Genomic DNA, 20854 nt, shown 5'->3' on the forward strand with positions numbered 1-20854 from the left:
CGGCGACTTCGATGCCGTCTGTGATTTCAAAAGCGCCAATGGTCGCCTTGCTTTCTAAAACTGTGATTTCGTGATATCCTGATATCGCCTTGGGGGGCTGTTATGGGCGATTTCTTTTGGATTGGAACAGCAATCGGCGCTGCGATTGGGCTGCTCAATATGTTGTTCATTTTGCGTTCTCGCCTCGGTCAGACCGGGTTAAATCAAGCAAAGACAATTTGGCAAGGCCTGTGGGTATGGGCGCTTTGGACTGTGTTCGGTGCCTATGTTCTGGCGCTCTGGCTTGTGGGTGTCGTTCTCTTGGGTTTATCGCGAATTTTGCGACGGGGAACTGAGGCATGAAAGTAGGGGAGGTAAAAACCGCCGCTATCATTGGTGCGGGGGTTTCCGGGCTTGCTACTGCAAAATGCCTGACGAGGGTTGGGATCCACTGCACTGTTTTTGATCGCAATCCGTACCTTGGCGGTGTCTGGGCGGACGGATACCACGATTTTGGCGTTCAGGTGCAAAAGGACCTGTACGAGTTCCCGGATTTTCCGCTTTCCGAAGAAGCGTCTCATTTCACTCCGGGGCCGGTCTTTCGAGAGTATCTGGAGGATTATTGCGATCATTTCGGAATACGAGAGTGCTTACGGTTAGGCACCCGCGTCACCTTGATTGAGCGCAAAACTGACGGGTGGTTACTTGAGGTTAGTGGCTCCGAAGGATCTGAAGATGTTGAAGTCGATCTCGTTGTCGTTGCAACCGGGCTCTATTCAGAGACACCAAATGTCCCGAACATTCCCAAACGTGAAGATTTTGGAGGAGAAGTCCTTCACGCCAGCGAATTTAAAGACATATCGCAACTCAAAGGTCGTCGTGTCGCTGTAATCGGTTACGGAAAAAGTGCCACAGATATAGCGGGTTCGGCTGTGGGTGTCGCGGAAAAGGTTCACCTCGTATTCCGAACCGCACACTGGCCTGTTCCGCGCAAATTGCTGGGTGTTCTTCCTTTCAAATGGGGAATGCTGACACGCCTTGTTGCAGCCCTGATCCCTCCGTATGTGAGACCCAGCCCAATCGTGCGCGCTATCCACTCAATAGGATATCCGCTGCCCTGGCTGTTCTGGCGTATCGTAGAACTGCTGCTCAGTACCCAGCAACGATTGCGAACGCAAATCGCGCGTGGTGAGACCCTGATGCCTGAGACGCCTGTCGAATTCGACGCGTTTACGGAAGTAACTATGGTTCCACGTCCTGAGCTCATCGACTTTATCCGATCTGGTAAGATTTCTGCACATCGAACAGGTGTGAGTGCATTCTCTTCCTACGGAATCGACCTTGCGGATGGGGATTCTCTTGAGGTCGATTGCGTGGTCTTCGGCACAGGCTGGAAGACCGGCTACCCATATCTACCGGAGGCGATCCTAACGTCCTTGGATGATGGGCCGGATGGGTTCTATTTATACCGCCATATCCTGCACCCCTCGGTGCCAAACCTTGCATTCGTGGGTCGCGCGTCCTCGTTTATGAGTGTGACGACATTCGCGCTTCAGGCCAAATGGCTTGCGGAAGTCGTTGCAGGTCGTGTGCTCCTACCGGATGCTGAGGCCATGCAAAGCGATATCGATGCGCTAAAGTCCTGGAAACAATCATGGATGCCAGAAGGGCCGGGACGTTCCGCCACACTTCTGCTTCACATGTTCCACTATCACGATGAACTCCTACTCGACATGAGTGTAGACCCACTTCGCAAACGCGGTATCCTGGCGCCGATTTCTGAACTGATTGTGCCTTATCGTGCGGCCGACTTTCGAGACGTAGCCTAAGCGATTTGTACGAGAAGCCCCTAATATCCTTGTGACACTTCTTTAAAATGGATGCGCGGGAGGGTTTTTGTTTGGAACGACACCTAGCGGCAATACTCGCAGCTGACATTGTTGACTATAGCGCGCTGTCAGTACTGACGAGCAAGCCGCTTTGCACGCTAACAAGGGTCACTTTAGAGCGCTGGAGCCGTATATCGGATTGAATGGCGGGCGCCTGTTCAAAAAGACCGGTGACGGTTTTTTGCATAGTTTTCTTCGGTTTTGGATGCGGTGGCGTGTGCGGAAACGATGCAGCGTCAGATGGTTGAGCGGAACGCGGCACGCGGGCAAATCCCGGAGGTTCAATTTCGTATGGGAATTCACGCGGGTGATGTTTTTGATGACAACGGTGATGTTCTTGGTGACGGCGTCAACATCGCGGCCCGGCTGGAAGGTCTGGCTCCTCCCGTAGGCATTATCGTTTCAATGGGGGTATACGAAGACGTCATAGGTAAGGTGGATATTGCGTTCGCAGAAATAGGATCGCAATACTTGAAGAATATCGCGCGCACTGTGACAGCCTACTCTGTTCAGACTTCATTCGTCACCACGCGCCCAGCAGCTCAATCTCGCCCTGACAAACCTCCCGTGGCCGTATTGCGTTTGAAAATCTGCCGTCTGACGCAGAGCAGGACTATTTCGCAGAAGGTATTACCGAAGACATTATTACCAGCTTGTCCAGAGTGCCCTGGACATTCGTAGTCGCCCAAAACTCTTCTTTTTCTTACAAAGGGCTTTCTGTTGATGTGCGTCGTATAGGCCGTGAACTTGGTGTCCGCTACGTGCTGGAGGGTTCTGATTGTGGAGTTGGTAACCGGTTGGGTGTGACTGGAAAGCTGATTGGCGCGCAAACCGGATCGCATGTCTGGGCGGATCGATACGATGGCAAGCGCGACGATGTTTTTGACCTCCAGGGTCAAATTTCTGAGAACGTTGTAGCTTCAATTGCACCAAGCATAAGACAGGTTAAGATCGATCTCGTTCTGCCCACAAGCGCCCGTATATGCTAGGAGCATATGATCACTTCCTGCGAGCACAGGCAGCGACCTACAGGTTCAGCTCCACTGAGGCGGACGACCATGAGAACGGCGGTGAGAAAGCCTGCCACAGTAGCGGCGGGATGACCCTGCTGCGGGCGGCGAATAAGTCGTCCAGCTTTGCCCTTTCTTTTGACGGAGGGAGGGAGGATCTTCACCGTGGATTTGTATCGTAAAGTTCGTTTGCCGTGTGCCGAGGGCATGAGTCAGCGATAAGCGGCTTCGGATGGCAAATATGCCAAGGGCCACCTTTGGCTGGAAGCACCCGGAGATGTGCCACCTTTTGAAGATGCGGTCTGGTTGCGGGGGCATGATGGACAGTCCATTGGAATCTTCCCCTCTCATGATATGGTGATTTTGCGATTGGGATTGGCACCGTCTCGGCTGGGTTACTCACCCTTGCCACTGGCCAAGGAACTGATTTCCGCCACTGGGGGCTAGGGTACCAGTGTGCTGATACCAATTGGCCGCGACAGACAAATCACGCATGACGGACAGGTATTTCGACAGATACATCCTCGATCAGGACACAGGGTCGCAGGAGAGTGTCTTGCAAGTTGTGAGCATTTAGTATACCGCGGCATACAAAATTAAGGCGCTGGTTTATTACCTGCCAGCGCACCAGCTAAATGGTCGGAACCGTCATGAGCCTATATACAGAATACCTGAACGAGATCGAGACGCGCAAAGAGCAAGGTTTGCACCCCAAACCCATTGAAGACGGTGCGCTGCTTCAGGAAGTCATTGAACAAATCAAAGATGTGGACAACGTTCACCGCGCCGAGTCTTTGTCCTATTTCATCTATAACACGCTGCCGGGTACAACCAGCGCAGCTGGTGAAAAGGCGCGGTTCCTGAAAGAGATCATACTGGGTGAAGCCTCGGTCGAAGAAATCTCGCAGGCCTTCGCGTTCGAGTTGTTGTCACATATGAAAGGCGGCCCCTCGGTCGAGGTTCTGCTGGATCTGGCGCTGGGCGATGATGCGTCGATCGCAAGTCAGGCGGCAGAGGTGCTGAAAACGCAGGTGTTCCTGTATGATGCGGATACCCAGCGCCTCAAGTCTGCTTTTGAGGCCGGAAACGCGATCGCAAAGGACATTCTGGAAAGCTATGCCAAGGCCGAGTTCTTTACCCGGCTGCCTGACATCGAAGAGGAAATCAAGGTTGTGACCTATGTCGCGGCCGAAGGAGACATTTCCACCGACCTTCTGTCGCCCGGTAATCAGGCGCATTCTCGTGCGGATCGGGAACTGCATGGAAAATGCATGATCACACCGGCGGCACAGGCCGAGATTCAGGATTTGCAGAAACAACACCCGGACAAACGTGTCATGCTGGTCGCCGAAAAAGGGACAATGGGCGTCGGGTCGTCGCGCATGTCCGGCGTCAACAACGTCGCCTTGTGGACCGGAACGCAAGCCAGCCCTTATGTTCCCTTTGTGAACATCGCACCAGTTGTCGCGGGAACAAACGGAATCTCACCGATCTTTCTGACCACCGTTGGCGTGACCGGAGGTATCGGCATTGACCTGAAGAACTGGGTCAAAAAGCTGGATGACGACGGCAACCCGATCCTGAACAACGACGAAAGTCCTGTCCTTGAACAGAAATACTCGGTCGAGACCGGAACCGTTCTGACCATCAACACAAAGGACAAGAAGCTTTACAACGAAGCAGGCGATAAAGAGCTTGTCGATGTATCGTCGTCCTTCACGCCGCAAAAGGTCGAATTCATCAAGGCTGGCGGCTCTTACGCTATTGTCTTTGGCAAGAAGCTGCAGACCTTTGCGGCCGAAACCCTTGGCGTTGCGCTGGAATCTGCATTTGCTCCGTCCAAGGAAATCTCGCACGAGGGTCAGGGCCTGACAGCTGTCGAGAAGATCTTCAACAAAAACGCGGTTGGCGTGGCTGACGGAAAGGTTCTGCACGCGGGCTCGGATGCTCGGGTGAAGGTCAATATCGTTGGGTCGCAAGACACCACCGGCCTGATGACGGCGCAGGAGCTGGAAGCCATGGCGGCAACCGTGATCTCGCCCATCGTTGATGGCGCATATCAGTCCGGGTGCCACACAGCGTCAGTTTGGGACGCAAAGGCGCAGGCGAACATACCCAAACTGATGAAGTTCATGAACAGCTTTGGCCTGATCACTGCGCGTGATCCCAAGGGTGTTTACCATTCGATGACAGACGTAATCCACAAGGTGCTGAACGACATCACCGTGGATGACTGGGCCATCATCATTGGCGGCGACTCGCACACCCGCATGTCCAAGGGCGTAGCGTTTGGAGCGGATTCGGGCACCGTTGCGCTGGCGCTGGCCACCGGTGAAGCCACGATGCCGATCCCTGAATCGGTGAAGGTGACCTTCAAGGGCCAGATGGCAGACTATATGGATTTCCGCGACGTGGTTCACGCCACCCAGTCGCAGATGTTGAAGACATTCGGTGACAACGTCTTCCAGGGCCGGATCATCGAAGTTCATATCGGCACCTTGCTGGCGGATCAGGCGTTCACCTTCACCGACTGGACGGCCGAGATGAAGGCCAAGGCTTCGATCTGTATTTCCGAAGATGACACGCTGATTGAATCTCTGGAAATCGCCAAAGGCCGCATCCAGATCATGATCGACAAGGGTATGGAAAACGAAGCCCAGACGCTGCAAGGTCTGATCGACAAGGCGAATGCGCGGATCGCGGAGATCAGGTCGGGTGAAAAGCCGGCCCTGAAACCCGATGAAAACGCCAAGTATTTTGCCGAGCTCGTCGTTGATCTGGATGAGATCGACGAACCGATGATAGCCGACCCGGATGTGAACAACGCTGACGTATCAAAGCGTTACACCCACGACACTATCCGCCCGGTTTCCTACTACAAGGGTGAAAAGAAGGTCGATCTGGGCTTTGTCGGGTCGTGCATGGTGCACAAGGGCGATCTGATTATCGTCTCGCAGATGCTTAAGAACCTTGAAGAGGAACAGGGCACTGTCGAATTCAAGGCCCCGCTGGTTGTCGCAGCACCGACCTACAACATCATCGATGAGCTGAAAGAAGAAGGCGAGTGGAGCATTCTTCAGAAATACTCGGGCTTTGAATTCGACGATCTGTTTCCGAAAAACAAGGCACGCACGGAATACGAAAATATCCTGTACCTTGAGCGGCCCGGCTGTAACCTTTGCATGGGGAACCAAGAAAAGGCTGCAAAAGGCGATACCGTTCTGGCGACATCCACGCGCCTTTTCCAGGGTCGTGTCGTTGAAGACTCCGATGAGAAAAAGGGTGAGTCCCTGCTTGCGTCGACACCGGTTGTCGTGCTCTCGGCTATATTGGGCCGGACCCCAACCGCCGAGGAATACAAGTCGGCGGTAAAGGGGATCGATTTGACTAAGTTCGCGCCGCCGATGGAAAAGCCCGCGACCGCGAAATCGGCTCACTTCTGAAGACGTTTTGATCCTTGTAAGCCCGGCCGCCAATAAATGGTGGCCGGGCTTTTCCAACTGAGTGACACACCCCGCCCTTCAACACCACGTCTTAGAAAGGATGGGTTATGCCGCTAACAGAGCCGCTCAGGTTCCGTTTTGGTGGACCCTGTCAAAGAATGGGTAAAGGGCCGCGGGTCTTGGTCTGGCGAAGCACAAAGTTGCTGCGGGTGTCGCGGACCAGCCCTGATTTCAACAGGCGCTGCATGATGAAGACCTCAAGATCCTCAGGGGATTTGGCGTAAACCTTCAGGATAAAGTCGTGATCCCCGGTGATCGAGGCGCACTCGACGATTTGCGGCTCGGTCTCGACCAGACGAAGAAACGCCGAGATGCTGTTCTCCTGATGGTCCTTCAGCGCGACGTGGACATAGGCAATGGCATTCAGGCCGACTGCCTTGGCAGAAACCTGCGCGCGATACCCTGAAACCACCCCGGACGATTCAAGGTCACGGACGCGGCGCCAACATTGCGAAGCCGACAACCCGGTCCGGTCGGCCAGTTCCTGCATGGACAGGCGTCCACTGGCCTGAAGCTCTCGCAAAATATCAATGTCGGCAGGGTGAAGCATTTGGCCCGCAAATGGCAGTATCTCGGAACGTTTCGTTCATAATACGGACGATGCACAGAATATCAAAACAAATTCTCCATGAGAGTTGAGGTATCCTGATCTCATGCAGGAGGATGCTGATGCCCAAATCGACCAAATATGTCGCCAAACTCGCGGATGAATATGGCCACATTACCTACACAGACGAAGAGAATGCGGTCTGGGCTGATCTTTACGCGGCACAGGAAGAAAACGTACGGCGCTATATGGCGCCGGAATACCTAAGCGGTTTGGCGCGGCTGGACCTACCGAAGACAAAAGTGCCTTCTTGTGCAGATATTTCTAAACGGTTGCTGGACCTGACCGGTTGGCGGGTGCAGCCGGTTCCGGCGCTGATCGGATTCAAGACGTTTTTCGGGATGCTGGCGGATCGGGTTTTTCCGGCCGCCTCTTTCATCCGCTCCCGGGAAGATTTCGACTATATCGAAGAGCCGGATATTTTTCATGAGATATTCGGACATACACCGTTGTTAAGTGATCCGCGTTTTGCCGCGTTCAGCCACGCCATCGGGCTAGCCGGAAAGCAGGCAGATGACGCGGATTATGCCTGGTTGATCAGGCTCTACTGGTTTTCGATCGAGTTTGGCCTGCGCCGCCAGAACGGTCAGATCAAGGCGCTGGGTTCAGGGTTGGCGTCGTCGCCGACAGAACTGGTCTATGCCGTGACCAGCGACATACCCGATCGTGACCCATTTGACGTTCTTACGATTCTGCGAACACCCTACCGGATCGACATGCACCAGATGGGGTATTTTGTTCTGGATGACCCTGAAGAGTTGTTTGAGGCCGCCGAACGGGACCTGCTGGCAGATGTTCGTCGTGCGCGCCGCCTCGGGCTGTTGCCGAACAAGTTTCCCGAAAAGGTAACCGCCGCCCAGTAGCGGGGGCTGCGTCTTTTCAAGGGTCAAGGTTTTTGTACATATAGGTTGTGGGCTCGAATTTTGGTTCAAATGGGTTCCGGCAGTAATTCGGTATTTCCCCCGCGATCTGAAACCCGAGGCTTTGATAAAGCAGCCGCGAGGGATCGGTGCTGCGCGTATCAAGTACTAGCACCGTGCGCCCCACCTCTCGCGCCCGAAGAACAAGCGCATTCATCAGGGATCGGCCTAACCCCCGCCGTCTGGCGTTGGGGTGGACCAGAAGTTTCGCCACGTCGGCGCGGTGGGGTTGGTTGGGCATTGCCGCCGGGATCAGTTGGACGGTGCCTGCAATGCGGGGACCGTCATTCGAAACGAACAAGTCCAGTTTACCTGACCTAAGACCGGGCTGTACGTATTGTTGCCAGTACGCACGCGCATCATTCAGGGTAAACGGAAGTATGAAACCTATGCTGGCCCCATCGTGAACACAGGCATGCAGGATTTCTGCCAGGTCGTCCAGCGCCGCGTCAAAATCGTTATCGGTCAGGCGCGTGATCATATAAGCACCAGCAGGTAACGTGCGCCACGCGACGCCCCTGTTTCAAACCGGGTCGGTCCTGACAGATGATAGCGCAGGCAATCTCCGGCGTTCAGCGCGTGGGGTGTTCCATCGACCGTCAGGGTAAGCGCTCCGTCCACTAAGATCAGATGATGCTCTTGCCCCGATTTAGTTGGCACTTCGTAGGTAATGACCCTGTCCCGGGGAAGGTGACATTCCAGAACCTCGGCGTTCAATCCATTTGCGGGTGGTGAAACAGCACGGCGGGTGAAGCCGGTTTCAGGGTCGCGCCACTCGGTCTGGTGTTCGAATGGAACCTTGGGGTCAAAGCTGTCTTCAACCATCATCAGCAGGCGTGAGATCGGCAGATCGTATGCAGCACACAGACGGCCTAGGTTGTCGGCTGTTGGGCTGACATCCCCTTTTTCCATACGGGACAAGGTGGCGCGGCTGATCCTGCTGCGTTCGGCAAGGTAATCCAAAGACCAACCGCGCCCGCGGCGCAGCTCGCTCAGGCGATTGGCAAGGCGGTTTGACAGGGTGTCAGGCATTACACCATCGTGAAAAAATTTCTCATATATGAGAAAGTACACTAACAAATATCACATATCAACGAAAAAGGATGCGAACAATCCGCATCCTTTTCAATAAGTCAGCGCTAAGAAAGATTACTTCCAGCCAACTTCGTTAAAGATCTTCTGCGCTTCGGGGATGTTCTTTGCAACGTCTGAAAGGTTCACGTCGTCGGCCTTGAATTCACCCAGCGCCTTGACCGACTCGGCCAGTTCGACATTTGGAACAGCCGGGAACTCGTCATTGCCCGCCGAGAAGTATTTCTGCGCCTGATCGCTGGCCAGATACTCAAGGAACAGGATCGCGTTTTCCTTGTTGGGTGCGTGCGCGGCGACCCCACCACCGGATAGATTCATATGCGCGCCATAGCTGTCCTGGTTCGGGAAGACCCAGTCGATCATGTCGCGGTCTGAGGACAAGCCTTTGACGTCTGTGCGAATGGAACGCGCGAAATAGTAGGTGTTCGAAACCGCGATTTCACACTCGCCCGAAACGATGCCGCGCAACTGGTCGGTGTCACCGCCCTGCGGGTCACGCGCCATGTTGGCGACAACACCCTCGGCCCAGGACTTGGCGGCCTCAGTGCCTTCGTGTGTGATGATCGACGCCAGCAGGGTCTGGTTGTAGGTGTTGGTCGAAGACCGGATACAAACCATTCCCTTGTATTCCGGTTTGGCCAGATCAGCGTAGGTGGCCGGCGGGTTGGTCACGTTTTCCTTGTCGAAAAAGATGATCCGACCGCGTTGCGAGAAACCAAACCACTGATTGTCGCTGTCCTGCAGGTTGGCTGGAATGCGCTCTTCCAGTTTTGCGCTGTCGATCGATTGCAGGATACCTGCGTTCTTGGCTCGTGCCAGGCGCGACGTGTCCACGGTCAGCATCACGTCGGCAGGTGAGTTTGCGCCTTCCGCTTCCATCCGGGCAATCAGTTCATCCGCTTTGCCTTCGATCCTGTTAATCTTGATGCCAGTTGCGTCTTCAAAGTCGGTATACAGCCGTTCGTCGGTGTCATAGTGGCGCGACGAATAAAGGTTCAGCTCGCCTTCGGCGGCGGCAGATGTTGCGATCAGAGCCGACAGCGCGGCGGCCAGGCAGGTCGTGGATTTCAGCATAGTGTGCCTCAACAATTGAATTTCGGGCCGGTCATTAATCCGACTGATTTTCTCAATTATATGATTCTGGGCGGGATGCAAGTAAATCCGACTGATTTACTCGGTCAAAAGGTCGCGACCGTACTGTCGAATTTCCTGAAAACAACCAAACCTTCGACCAGTGTATCGCGGAACAAAAAAAACCGCACCCGAAGGTGCGGTTTCTTTAAGCAGTGATGTGCAGTTCTTAGCCCTGACGCGCTTTGAACTTGCGCTGCGTCTTGTTGATCACGTAGACGCGGCCTTTGCGACGCACAATCCGGCAGTCACGGTGCCGGTTCTTGAGCGAGCGGAGCGAGTTCCTGACCTTCATGGTCTGTCTCCAATCTGCGGCGCCTTCATCAAGGACGTGGCCAGCGCCTGGGTTACTCGGGTGTCCCGGAAAACCGGAACAGTGAAATCATGGTGGGCGGTACAAGGATCGAACTTGTGACCCCTTCGATGTCAACGAAGTGCTCTACCGCTGAGCTAACCGCCCACTTTCCCTTTGCGTGCCTTGCCCCATAACGAAATGGGGCGCGGATCCCCGCGCCGGTAGCGGGTCTATAAAAGGAGTCGCAAATGGGTTCAAGGGGTTTGGAAGAACAATTTTTCCGGTCTATGTTGATTACGAACACGGAGGGATCATGCAAAGCGCAGCCTATGTATTGGATATGCCCGAAAACCGCACCTCGTGCGTGGTTTTTTCATCTCCACACAGCGGGCGGGAGTATCCTGAGGCTTTTCTGAGCCGGTCCGTATTGAATCGGAGCGTGATTCGATCCTCGGAAGACGCTTTTGTTGATCAGTTGTTCGCGCCCGCCGCGGAAAACGGTGCCCCTTTGATCAAGGCGGCCATGCCACGCGCCTATCTGGATTTGAACCGCAGTCTGGATGAACTTGACCCGGCCTTGATCAGCGGTGCCCGCAGGCTCGGGCATAATCCAAGGGTCGCGTCAGGGCTCGGGGTGATTCCCCGCGTGGTAGCCAACGGTCGGGCAATTTATCGCGGCAAACTCACCATGGACGAAGCGCGGCTGCGCATCGACACTTATTGGCGCCCTTATCATGCGCGGTTGAAATCCCTGCTGGCCGAATCACACGAGATGTTCGGACAGGCAATTCTGGTGGACTGCCACTCGATGCCGCACGAGGCGGTGGCCATGGCAGGCACTGCGCGCGGAAGGCGGCCCGAGATCGTGTTGGGCGACCGGTTTGGCGCGTCCGCATCCTCTGAGGTTGTGGACCTCATTGAAGCGGCTTTTGCGGCAGCGGGTCTCAACGTGGCACGCAATGCGCCTTTTGCCGGGGCATATGTGACACAAACCTATGGTCGTCCCGGTCGCCAGCAGCACGCTGTTCAGATCGAGATCGATCGCGCTTTGTACATGGACGAAGAAAAAATCGCGCCCAATGCCAATTTCATGGCGTTCTCGAAGCTGCTCAGGCAGGTGGTCCGGGAGATTTCCAGCCTGGGTGCGAGCCCAGAGCGTCTGGCGGCGGAATAATATCAGCGCAGCGCACGGCCCTTCATGATTGCTTCGGCCCCGAACCGCTGGCGAATCTCGTCCGTGGCCCGTTCGGCCTTTGATCTGCGGGCAGCATCCGGATCCAGCAGGTCGCCGGAAATATCCGCCTGATCCGCCGGGCAAAGGTCAGACAAACCACAGCCCAACAACCGATACGGCCCCTGATCGCCAACCTGATCGAACAGGCCCCGGGCCGTGCGGTAAATCCGGTCGGCAATCTGTGTCGCATCCCGCAAGGACACGCGCCGCGTCAGGATCTTGTGATTGGCTTTCTTCAGTTTCAACGTGACAACCCGACCTGCCAGATCCTTTGCCTTGGCGCGGTCCGACACTTTCAAGGCCATGCGCCACAAATGGCCGTCCAGAATATCAAGGCTCGACGTGTCTTCAAAAAATGTCGTCTCGTTGCTGATGGATTTCATCGGCTCATGCGCTGATACGCGTCGCTTGTCCTGACCCCGGGCCAAGTGCCACAGGCGATATCCCATCGAACCGAACCGCGCGGTCAGCCCTTCCTGATCCCAACGCAGCAAATCACTGAAAGTTCTGATCCCGGCCTGGTCCAGCGCTTCCTGCGCAGCCGGGCCAATACCCCAGATCAACCGTACGGGTTTGTCGTTCAGAAACTCTGCCGTTTCCGCCTTGCCGATGACTGAAAACCCGCGCGGTTTGTCGAGGTCCGATGCGACCTTGGCCAAAAACTTGTTGTGACTTAACCCGATTGAGCCGGTGACACCGATTTCATCCTTCATGCGCTTGACCAGACGCGCCAGCATGACGGCCGGAGGCGCGCCATGCAAACGTTCGGTTCCCGACAGGTCCATGAAGGCTTCGTCCAGCGACAGGGGTTCGACCACGGGTGTCAATTCATCCATCATGGCGCGGATGTCGCGCGACACCTGGGCGTAGACGGACATGCGCGGCTTGATCACGACGGCTTCGGGGCAGAGTTGCAACGCCTTGAACATGGGCATGGCCGACCGGACACCGCGAATACGGGCAACGTAGCAGGCAGTTGAAACAACGCCGCGCTTGCCGCCGCCAATGATAACCGGTTTGTCCGCCAGTTCAGGGTTGTCACGTTTCTCCACCGAGGCATAGAAGGCGTCACAATCCATATGGGCAATCGACAGGTCAAACAGTTCCGAGTGAGTCTTTACCCGCGGACTGCCACAGGCAGTACAGCGTTGTTCGTTTGACAATGTGGTCAGGCAATCTCGGCAAAGACCGGGCATCTGCGTCCTCATGCGTTCCGCAGTTGGCTTGGAAGTTCTTTATATCACCTGTGATCCTGGATCAAAGGCCCTGCTGGCATGGGAAGATTTGAAAAGAAGACCCCCCGCACATCGCGGGGGGAAGTAACGAACCTCAGGAAGAAGCGGTTCGTAGGGGAGTATTTCCCCTTCAGAATCGCTGAAAATCATTAGTTTCGATAGGATGAAGGTTGTGCCGAGAAAACTCGGGTTTTGAATGTGTGTTTTCTGGCACAGAGACGATTTGGCGCGGTTTCGTCAAAAAGTGACCTTAGGTCAACTTGTTGCGCGGAAAATCCAACGCAAAACCCACCTGAAATGACCAGGTGGTCTTAGCACACCTTGAGAGAATTTAATTCGGAAAGAACGGCCTCAGCAGCGGCCTTTGGGTCTTTTGCCTGATAAATCGGGCGGCCAACAACGATGTGATCTGCGCCATCCTGAATGGCGCTTGCCGGGGTGGCTACACGTTTCTGATCACCAAGCGCTGCGCCAGCCGGGCGCACACCAGGGGTTACAATCAGACGCCCTTCAGCCTGTGGCAGAGCACGGATCAGGGCGGCTTCCTGCGGGCTGGCGATAACGCCATCAGCTCCGGCTTCAAAGGCTTTGGCCGCGCGTTCGACAACCAAGTCCTGCACATCGCCGGATTTCAGAAGACTTGCGTCCAAATCGTCGCGGTTCAGCGAGGTCAGGATGGTCACGGCGAGGATCTTCAGGTCTTTACCCGCAGCACCTTCTTTGGCAGCGCGCACCACATGAGGGTCACCATGCACGGTCAGAAAATCCAGATCGAATTGCGCCAACCCCCGAACGGCATTTTCTACAGTATTGCCAATGTCGAACAATTTCATGTCCAGGAAGATGCGCTTGCCGTGGTCCTGTTTCAGCTCGTTGGCCAATGCCAACCCGCCACCGGTCAGCATACCCAGCCCGATTTTGTAGAAAGAAACGCTGTCCCCCAAACGTTCAGCCATGGCCAACCCCTGCAGAGCGTTGGGAACATCAAGGGCTACGATCAGGCGGTCATCTGACATGGGGGCGCTCCTTTTTGGCAAACGTCTGCGTCCTAGCGGCTTCGGGCCGCTCTGTCCATCTGCTAAGCCGCGCAGGCAGCTTCAATTCGTGTTATCGTGCTCTGTATTGATAACTTGAATTCAAAATAAGGGGTAAAAAATGAATAAGCTGGTTCTGCTGGGCGCGTTGATTGCACTGGCCGCGTGTAATGACACGCCACCCGAAACACCGGACACAGGGGCTGCACCAGTGCCGACCAATGACGATTTGCGTTTGGTTGGTGGTTACAGGTCTGAGGGTGATTGGTGTCAACTTACTGGTGAAACGGCGTTTACCGGCAATTTCCTGGACCATACCGCAGATCTGGTCTCTTGCCCGACGGGAAGTGCGGCAGCCCAAACTTTGGTGAATGATCTGGGTGCCGTTCAGGTCGCCGAGACTGGTGGTTATACAGTCTATACCATCCAGCGTGAATAGGTCGATTTCTGTGTTTTAGCCTCTTGAACCACCAAAGATATTTCCCAGATTGAATGTGAGGCTTCGACCGATGTGTGCTGCCAGGCGGGCATGTCAAAACGGGGCGCTTGGAAAAGGAGAATATCATGGACTTGAACAAGTTCACCGAGCGGGCACGGGGATTCGTGCAGGCTGCGCAGACCATTGCGCTGCGCGAGGGGCACCAGAGGCTGGAGCCCACGCATATACTCAAAGCACTGATGGATGACGATCAGGGGTTGGCCAGCAACCTGATCACACGCGCGGGCGGCGCGCCGAGCCGCGTGGTTGAGGCGCTGGACACTGCGATGGGGAAAATCCCCAAGGTCAGCGGTGACGCGAGCCAGATTTACATGGATGGCCAGACTGTCAAAGTCCTGGACGAGGCCGCAAAGATAGCCTCAAAGGCAGGCGACAGTTTCGTGCCGGTTGAACGTGTTCTGATGGCGCTGTGCATGGTGAAGTCCAAGGCCAAGGATGCATTGGACGCCGGAGCCGTATCAGCGCAAAAACTGAACGAAGCGATTAACGACATCCGCAAGGGTCGCACCGCTGACAGCGCGTCGGCGGAAGAAGGCTATGACGCGCTCAAGAAGTACGCGCGTGACCTGACCGAGGCTGCAGCCGAAGGCAAAATTGATCCGATCATCGGTCGGGATGAAGAAATCCGCCGCTCGATGCAGGTTCTGTCGCGTCGCACCAAGAACAACCCAGTTCTGATTGGTGAACCTGGCGTCGGTAAGACCGCGATTGCCGAGGGCATGGCCCTGCGTATCATCAACGGAGACGTGCCGGAATCGTTGAAGGACAAGAAGCTGCTGGCGCTTGACATGGGTGCTCTGATTGCTGGCGCGAAATACCGCGGTGAGTTCGAAGAACGCCTCAAGGCCGTTCTGACCGAGGTGACTGAAGCTGCGGGTGAAATCATCCTGTTCATCGACGAAATGCATACGCTGGTCGGTGCCGGGAAATCTGATGGTGCAATGGATGCGGCCAACCTGATCAAGCCTGCGCTTGCCCGCGGCGAGCTGCATTGTATCGGTGCGACCACGCTGGACGAGTACCGCAAATACGTGGAAAAAGACGCAGCCCTTGCGCGCCGGTTCCAGCCTGTAATGGTACAGGAGCCGACGGTCGAAGATACGATCAGCATCCTGCGCGGCATCAAGGAAAAGTACGAACTGCACCACGGTGTGCGCATCTCGGATTCAGCGCTTGTTTCAGCGGCGACCCTGTCGCACCGCTATATCACTGACCGCTTTCTGCCCGACAAAGCGATCGACCTTGTCGACGAGGCCGCATCGCGTTTGCGGATGGAGGTCGACAGCAAGCCCGAAGAACTCGATCAACTCGACCGGAACATCCTCCAGATGCAGATCGAGGAAGAGGCACTGAAGCTTGAAGATGACGCGGCCTCGAAAGATCGTCTAGAAACCTTGCAAAAGGACCTGGCCGATTTGCAGGAACGATCCGCCGAGATGACAGCGCAATGGCAGGCCGAACGCGACAAGCTGGCGGGTGCCCGTGACCTGAAGGAACAGCTCGACAAGGCGCGCGCTGATCTTGAGATCGCCAAGCGTGAAGGCAACCTCGCCAAAGCGGGGGAACTGTCCTATGGCGTCATCCCCGAGCTTGAGAAAAAGCTGACCGAGGCCGAGAACGCCGAAAGCAATGGTATGATGGCCGAGGAAACGGTGCGCCCTGAACAGATTGCTTCTGTCGTGGAACGCTGGACCGGTATCCCGACCTCGAAAATGCTGGAAGGTGAGCGCGAGAAGCTGTTGCGGATGGAAGACGCTCTGCATTCCCGCGTGATTGGTCAGGATGCAGCGGTGACTGCTGTCGCCAACGCCGTGCGCCGTGCGCGAGCGGGTCTGAATGACGAAGGCCGCCCACTGGGATCGTTCCTGTTCCTCGGACCGACCGGCGTGGGTAAGACCGAGCTGACCAAGGCCGTGGCGAACTTCCTGTTCGACGACGACAACGCGATGGTGCGCATCGACATGTCCGAGTTTATGGAGAAACACGCGGTTGCCCGTCTGATCGGTGCCCCTCCGGGCTATGTCGGTTATGACGAAGGCGGTGTGCTGACCGAAGCCGTGCGGCGCAGGCCCTATCAGGTCGTGCTGTTTGACGAGGTCGAAAAGGCCCACCCGGATGTGTTCAACGTGCTGTTGCAGGTTCTGGATGACGGTGTGCTGACCGATGGTCAGGGCCGCACCGTGGACTTCAAGCAGACGCTGATCATTCTGACGTCGAACCTCGGCTCTCAGGCGCTCAGCCAGTTGCCCGATGGCGCGGACAGCGCGCAGGCCCGCCGTGACGTGATGGATGCGGTGCGGGCACATTTCCGGCCCGAGTTCCTGAACCGTCTGGACGAAACAATCATCTTTGACCGGCTCAAGCGGGCCGATATGGATGGCATCGTCGATATCCAGATGGCGCGTCTGCAAAAACGCCTGGCGGCCCGCAAGATCGAGCTGGCCCTGGACGATGGCGCCAAGGAATGGCTGGCCAACGAAGGCTATGACCCTGTCTTCGGAGCCCGCCCGCTGAAACGCGTGATTCAGCGCGCCCTGCAGAACCCGCTGGCCGAAGCGCTGCTGGCTGGTGATATCAAGGATGGTGAGGTCGTTCCGGTCACCGCCGGGGCTGATGGCTTGATCATCGGTGACCGGTTAGGGACGTCGGAACGGCCCCGCCCGGATGATGCAGTGGTGCATTGACTTAGGCACAAACGGAAGACCCGCTGTATTGGCGGGTCTTTTTTGTCTGAATCTACGTTCTCCGACGCGCCAAAATTCCCCGGCTTGTCCGGGATGGTGGGCCTGCGGGAAATGAGTGCTCACCTTCGCATTCGAAGCCAGCTTTGTGCAATAGTCCCAGAATTTCTTCTCTGCCGAATGTGCGATGGCGCCATTGCAGCCAGATGATTGCATTGCACCAATGCGGCTTTGACACCACCAGATACAAACGACCACTAGGGCGCATCAAATCGTGAATCTGCTCAAGTGCGCGCAACGGATCGGGGCAATGTTCGATGACATGCGCAGCCAGTGCCACATCAGCGGGTTCCAGAACGACAGACCCTAAAAAGCCCTGCACAAGTCTTGGCTCGACACCCCGCGCCTGTAACGCGCTTTGACCCTGTTTCAACATGGCTTGACTGGGTTCGAGAAGGGTTACTTCGACGGGTGACCCATGAACAGCGACCCAGGCTTCTGCAAACGAGGCGGTTCCGGCACCGATATCAACAACCCGATTGTTATGCTCTGGCGCGAGCTGACTTGCTGACAGAAAACCAAGATACGCATCGTAATAACCAAGAGCACGCATCTTATCCCGCCATTTTGGTGCAGCGGTATCATAGCGCCGTGTGGTATCAGATTTGGTCTTGCCCATTGGCTGGCTTTCTCTCAGTGCCTACCACTCATGGAATGCGCAGAAGGAAACTGGCCCACTGAAGAAAGCGGGCCAGTTTCGCCGTACGTCAGTTAGGTCAGATCAGCGCAAGTATCCGCGCCGGACCTCCGGTGCCGCCAGCGTGTTTCGGTGCGCCAATAACAAGTGTCGCGCCCGTCGCGGGTACCCGGTCCAGATTGGCCAGGCATTCGATCCCGAACCGGCCAGAAGGCAACCAGGCATAATGGGTGGCGAAATCCGCAGACATGCCGTGATCCAGTGACAAGGTGTCAACGGCAATTGACCGCGCCCCGGTTTCCTCCATCAGCATCTGCGCAGCTTCAACGTGAAAGCCTGGGTAATGCTGCGCTTCGCCGTCGAAATTGCGGAACTTATCCGTAGCGGTTTTGCCTGCCCATCCCGAGTGCATGGCGACGCAGGCCCCGTCGGGGATGTCACCGTTGGTGGCTATCCAGGCTTTCAGGTCATCAGGGGTTAAACGCGTATCGGCGTCTTCTGCTGCGCGGGCTGCGATATCGACCACGCAAAGTGGTGCAACCAGATCTGAGACCGGGATTTCATCGACTGAAGCTCCATCCGCAGAAAAGTGCAGTGGGGCATCTATATGCGTGCCCGTATGCTCATTAATCGACAAATTGAACAGATTGAATCCGTGTTCCGCGAAATTGAATGCCTGTTCAGCCGAGATGCCCGGCTCTCCGCCCCAGGTCGGGAACTCCGGGCTGAGCGTGTGGGTCATGTCTTGGACACCGCCATGCCCCGCGGCCAGTGCGGCCGGTGCCATTGCTCCGGTTGCGGCAGCCGCAACACCCGATGCCGCAGCAGCTTTGAAGAACCCGCGCCGGGACAGCATCCTGTCTTTTACGGCGTTCATTACACAGATATCACACATTTTTGTCCTCCCATTGCGGCCACGCGGCTGCAAAAACAGGCCCGCCACACTGTTGATCGCGTATGGTGCCTGTCGGACAGAGTGCAGTTTTGGACCCGCAGTTGTAAAGACTGCAGGCAGGCTACCCGGCTGTAATTCTCCTTTCAGAGCCAGCTCTGAGTAAAACGTATATGCCCGGCGTAATGTTCGAGCACCGCGAGTTGGCTCAGGTCGTGACGACCGTCAAAAACGGGCAAAGCGCGGCACAGTCCGCCTGTCTGGGCCTGTCGCCAACCGGAACGTTACAATCACGTCGCTCAAACGTGACGCCTGTTTCCATGGGTCTGTGCTATCAGCACCCTAAATCTGTAATGACAAACGAATATGACGGAGACCCAGATGGCGCATCGCTGGACCAATACATTGACACATGCCTACGTCACCCCACGGGCGGCGTTCCTGAACCGGCGGCAGGTCATGGCCGGGATGGCGGGTGTTGGTTTGGCGGCAATGGGTCGACCAGCTGCGGCGCAGGATGCGCTGGAGCCGAACACGTGGGAAGAGATCACGAGTTACAACAACTACTATGAGTTCGGGACCGGAAAAGATGATCCGGCGAAATATGCACATACGCTGGTGACCGAACCCTGGAGCGTCAAGATTGACGGTCTGGTCGATCGTCCCGGTGAGTATGATTTCAAGGACATCCTGTCCGAGATGACGATCGAAGAACGCATCTATCGCTTCCGTTGCGTTGAAGCCTGGTCGATGGTCATTCCATGGAACGGGTTCGAATTGGCCGATCTTCTGAACATGGCAGGGATTAAAGAGGGCGCGAAATACGTGGCGTTCGAAACGGCCCACCGCCCGGATGAGATGCCGGGAACACGCTATCCAATTCTGGAATGGCCCTATCGCGAGGGTTTGCGCCTGGATGAGGCGATGCATCCGCTTACGATCATGGCCACTGGTATCTATAACAAGCCGATCCCAAATCAGAACGGCGCGCCTTTGCGTCTGGTCGTGCCGTGGAAATACGGGTTTAAATCGATCAAGTCGATTGTCCGTATCACGCTTGCTGAAGAAGAGCCGCCCACCAGTTGGAATATGGCCAATTCGCGAGAATACGGGTTTTATAGCAATGTAAACCCGAACGTGGATCATCCGCGCTGGTCACAAGCCTCAGAACGTGAAATCGGCGGCGGATTGTTTGCCTCGCGTAAACCGACGCTGATGTTCAACGGTTATGAAGAAGAGGTCGCCAGCCTTTATGAAGGTATGGATCTGGCCAGGAATTACTAGAATCATGCAAGCTATCAATCAGACACTCCGGCGTATTCCGGTATGGGCTGTTTATTTGATGGGGGTGCTGCCTGCGCCCTGGCTGTTCTATCTTGGCCTGACTGGCGGTTTGGGGATCGAACCGATTGAGGCGCTGGAGCACCGCTATGGCGAACTGGCGTTACAATTGCTGATTGCCGGTCTGGCCATCACATCCTTGCGCCGATTTGTGGGCTTGAACCTGATGAAGTTCCGTCGGGCCATTGGCGTGCTGACTTTTGTATATGTCAGCCTGCATCTCCTTGTCTGGCTGGTTCTGGACGTACAGCTTCCCAGCCAGATTTGGGCGGATATTCTCAAGCGTCCTTATATTACAGTTGGAATGGGGGCGTTTCTTTTGCTGTTGCCTCTGACGGTAACATCCAACAACTGGTCGGTGCGCCAACTGGGGCCGTGTTGGCGCAGGCTGCATTGGCTGGTGTACCCGGCCGCTTTGCTGGGCGGCCTGCATTATGTGATGCTGGCAAAAGGGTTTCAGATCGAGCCGCTGATCTATTTGGCAGCTATCGTCATCCTTCTTACCCTCCGGTTGCCGATTCCAAGCCTGTCACTCCAGTCCAACACAGCAGATTCTGCCTGACTCGGAAGCGAGTCTGTGAGTTACATTATGAACAAGGTGATAAAGTGCGGAACCCCGTCTGTGTTTCCGACGATTTTGGCGCGCCTCCGCTTGATATTGATCAGCTATCAATTTGAAAATAAATAATTAATTTTGAAATCTGCATTTTCTATAGTTTTTGTGCATTTTCCGCTTGCGGGTAGGGATTCTAATCCGTAAATACCCCTTCACCGGCGCAGCTGAGGTTGGCCTGACGGACTGGAAAGACGGTTGA

The 20854-nt window shown here is 55.7% G+C and carries 19 protein-coding genes and 1 tRNA gene; 10 read left to right on the top strand and 10 right to left on the bottom strand.

What is annotated here, in order from left to right:
* Positions 1 to 102: 102 nt before the first annotated feature.
* From ACR0ID_RS17595 to ACR0ID_RS17610, 4 genes are all read left to right on the top strand, one after another.
* Positions 103 to 342 carry a hypothetical protein gene (locus ACR0ID_RS17595; protein ID WP_480607462.1) on the top strand — a complete coding sequence of 80 codons (240 nt, stop codon included), beginning with the start codon at positions 103 to 105 and terminating at the stop codon, positions 340 to 342.
* Positions 339 to 1808, top strand: a complete 1470-nt coding sequence (locus tag ACR0ID_RS17600; protein WP_480607465.1) for a flavin-containing monooxygenase — start codon at positions 339 to 341, stop codon at positions 1806 to 1808. Before ACR0ID_RS17595 ends, ACR0ID_RS17600 begins: the two co-directional genes overlap by 4 nt.
* A gap of 288 nt (positions 1809 to 2096) precedes the next feature.
* Positions 2097 to 2549, top strand: coding sequence for an adenylate/guanylate cyclase domain-containing protein (locus tag ACR0ID_RS17605; protein ID WP_480607468.1), 453 nt, complete (start codon positions 2097 to 2099; stop codon positions 2547 to 2549).
* Positions 2550 to 3528: 979 nt separating this feature from the next.
* Positions 3529 to 6321, top strand: coding sequence for a bifunctional aconitate hydratase 2/2-methylisocitrate dehydratase (locus ACR0ID_RS17610; protein ID WP_480607470.1), 2793 nt, complete (start codon positions 3529 to 3531; stop codon positions 6319 to 6321).
* A gap of 151 nt (positions 6322 to 6472) precedes the next feature.
* On the opposite strand, the gene ACR0ID_RS17615 is transcribed toward ACR0ID_RS17610, so the two are convergent.
* A complete protein-coding gene (locus ACR0ID_RS17615; RefSeq protein WP_480474860.1) occupies positions 6473 to 6931 on the bottom strand; it encodes an Lrp/AsnC family transcriptional regulator in 459 nt (152 codons plus the stop codon).
* Between the two features lie 119 nt (positions 6932 to 7050).
* Here ACR0ID_RS17615 and ACR0ID_RS17620 point away from each other — a divergent pair, with 119 nt between their 5' ends.
* Positions 7051 to 7851: a phenylalanine 4-monooxygenase gene (locus ACR0ID_RS17620; protein WP_480521185.1), complete on the top strand. Its 801-nt coding sequence runs from the start codon at positions 7051 to 7053 to the stop codon at positions 7849 to 7851.
* A 16-nt stretch (positions 7852 to 7867) separates the two neighbouring features.
* Here ACR0ID_RS17620 and ACR0ID_RS17625 read toward each other — a convergent pair whose 3' ends face one another.
* The 5 genes from ACR0ID_RS17625 to ACR0ID_RS17645 all read right to left on the bottom strand — a co-directional run bounded on the left by ACR0ID_RS17625 (position 7868) and on the right by ACR0ID_RS17645 (position 10591).
* Positions 7868 to 8389 carry an N-acetyltransferase family protein gene (locus ACR0ID_RS17625; protein ID WP_480521183.1) on the bottom strand — a complete coding sequence of 174 codons (522 nt, stop codon included), beginning with the start codon at positions 8387 to 8389 and terminating at the stop codon, positions 7868 to 7870.
* Positions 8386 to 8940 (bottom strand): helix-turn-helix domain-containing protein, encoded by a 555-nt coding sequence (locus ACR0ID_RS17630; protein WP_480521181.1) that lies wholly within the window; start codon positions 8938 to 8940, stop codon positions 8386 to 8388. Before ACR0ID_RS17630 ends, ACR0ID_RS17625 begins: the two co-directional genes overlap by 4 nt.
* A gap of 117 nt (positions 8941 to 9057) precedes the next feature.
* On the bottom strand, positions 9058 to 10074 hold the full coding sequence (locus ACR0ID_RS17635; RefSeq protein ID WP_480521179.1) for a Fe(3+) ABC transporter substrate-binding protein: 1017 nt from the start codon (positions 10072 to 10074) through the stop codon (positions 9058 to 9060).
* A gap of 226 nt (positions 10075 to 10300) precedes the next feature.
* Entirely contained in the window at positions 10301 to 10426 is a 126-nt protein-coding gene (ykgO, locus tag ACR0ID_RS17640) for a type B 50S ribosomal protein L36 (RefSeq protein ID WP_085868787.1), read from the bottom strand.
* A 90-nt stretch (positions 10427 to 10516) separates the two neighbouring features.
* A tRNA-Val gene (locus ACR0ID_RS17645) sits at positions 10517 to 10591 on the bottom strand.
* Between the two features lie 148 nt (positions 10592 to 10739).
* Between ACR0ID_RS17645 and ACR0ID_RS17650 the strand changes: the two genes are divergently transcribed.
* Positions 10740 to 11600 (top strand): N-formylglutamate amidohydrolase, encoded by an 861-nt coding sequence (locus ACR0ID_RS17650; RefSeq protein WP_480607473.1) that lies wholly within the window; start codon positions 10740 to 10742, stop codon positions 11598 to 11600.
* 2 nt (positions 11601 to 11602) lie between these two features.
* Here the strand turns inward: ACR0ID_RS17650 and ACR0ID_RS17655 are convergent, their stop codons facing one another.
* Complete coding sequence (locus ACR0ID_RS17655) at positions 11603 to 12856, bottom strand: DNA polymerase IV (protein WP_480607476.1); 1254 nt, start codon at positions 12854 to 12856, stop codon at positions 11603 to 11605.
* A gap of 350 nt (positions 12857 to 13206) precedes the next feature.
* Positions 13207 to 13911, bottom strand: a complete 705-nt coding sequence (gene pyrF / locus ACR0ID_RS17660; RefSeq protein ID WP_480474867.1) for an orotidine-5'-phosphate decarboxylase — start codon at positions 13909 to 13911, stop codon at positions 13207 to 13209.
* A 139-nt stretch (positions 13912 to 14050) separates the two neighbouring features.
* On the opposite strand from pyrF, the gene ACR0ID_RS17665 reads away from it, so the two are divergent.
* Positions 14051 to 14368, top strand: a complete 318-nt coding sequence (locus ACR0ID_RS17665; RefSeq protein ID WP_480521174.1) for a hypothetical protein — start codon at positions 14051 to 14053, stop codon at positions 14366 to 14368.
* A 125-nt stretch (positions 14369 to 14493) separates the two neighbouring features.
* Positions 14494 to 17112: an ATP-dependent chaperone ClpB gene (clpB, locus tag ACR0ID_RS17670; protein ID WP_480521172.1), complete on the top strand. Its 2619-nt coding sequence runs from the start codon at positions 14494 to 14496 to the stop codon at positions 17110 to 17112.
* A gap of 52 nt (positions 17113 to 17164) precedes the next feature.
* Here clpB and ACR0ID_RS17675 read toward each other — a convergent pair whose 3' ends face one another.
* On the bottom strand, positions 17165 to 17788 hold the full coding sequence (locus ACR0ID_RS17675; RefSeq protein ID WP_480607480.1) for a class I SAM-dependent methyltransferase: 624 nt from the start codon (positions 17786 to 17788) through the stop codon (positions 17165 to 17167).
* Between the two features lie 97 nt (positions 17789 to 17885).
* Positions 17886 to 18701 carry a cyclase family protein gene (locus ACR0ID_RS17680; RefSeq protein ID WP_480555930.1) on the bottom strand — a complete coding sequence of 272 codons (816 nt, stop codon included), beginning with the start codon at positions 18699 to 18701 and terminating at the stop codon, positions 17886 to 17888.
* A 378-nt stretch (positions 18702 to 19079) separates the two neighbouring features.
* Between ACR0ID_RS17680 and msrP the strand changes: the two genes are divergently transcribed.
* Together msrP and msrQ are read left to right on the top strand one after the other, a co-directional pair.
* Positions 19080 to 19982, top strand: coding sequence for a protein-methionine-sulfoxide reductase catalytic subunit MsrP (msrP, locus tag ACR0ID_RS17685; protein WP_480607486.1), 903 nt, complete (start codon positions 19080 to 19082; stop codon positions 19980 to 19982).
* A gap of 4 nt (positions 19983 to 19986) precedes the next feature.
* On the top strand, positions 19987 to 20601 hold the full coding sequence (gene msrQ / locus ACR0ID_RS17690) for a protein-methionine-sulfoxide reductase heme-binding subunit MsrQ (protein WP_480607483.1): 615 nt from the start codon (positions 19987 to 19989) through the stop codon (positions 20599 to 20601).
* Positions 20602 to 20854: the final 253 nt, after the last annotated feature.

The sequence above is a fragment of the Ruegeria sp. AL2 genome, assembly GCF_056540845.1.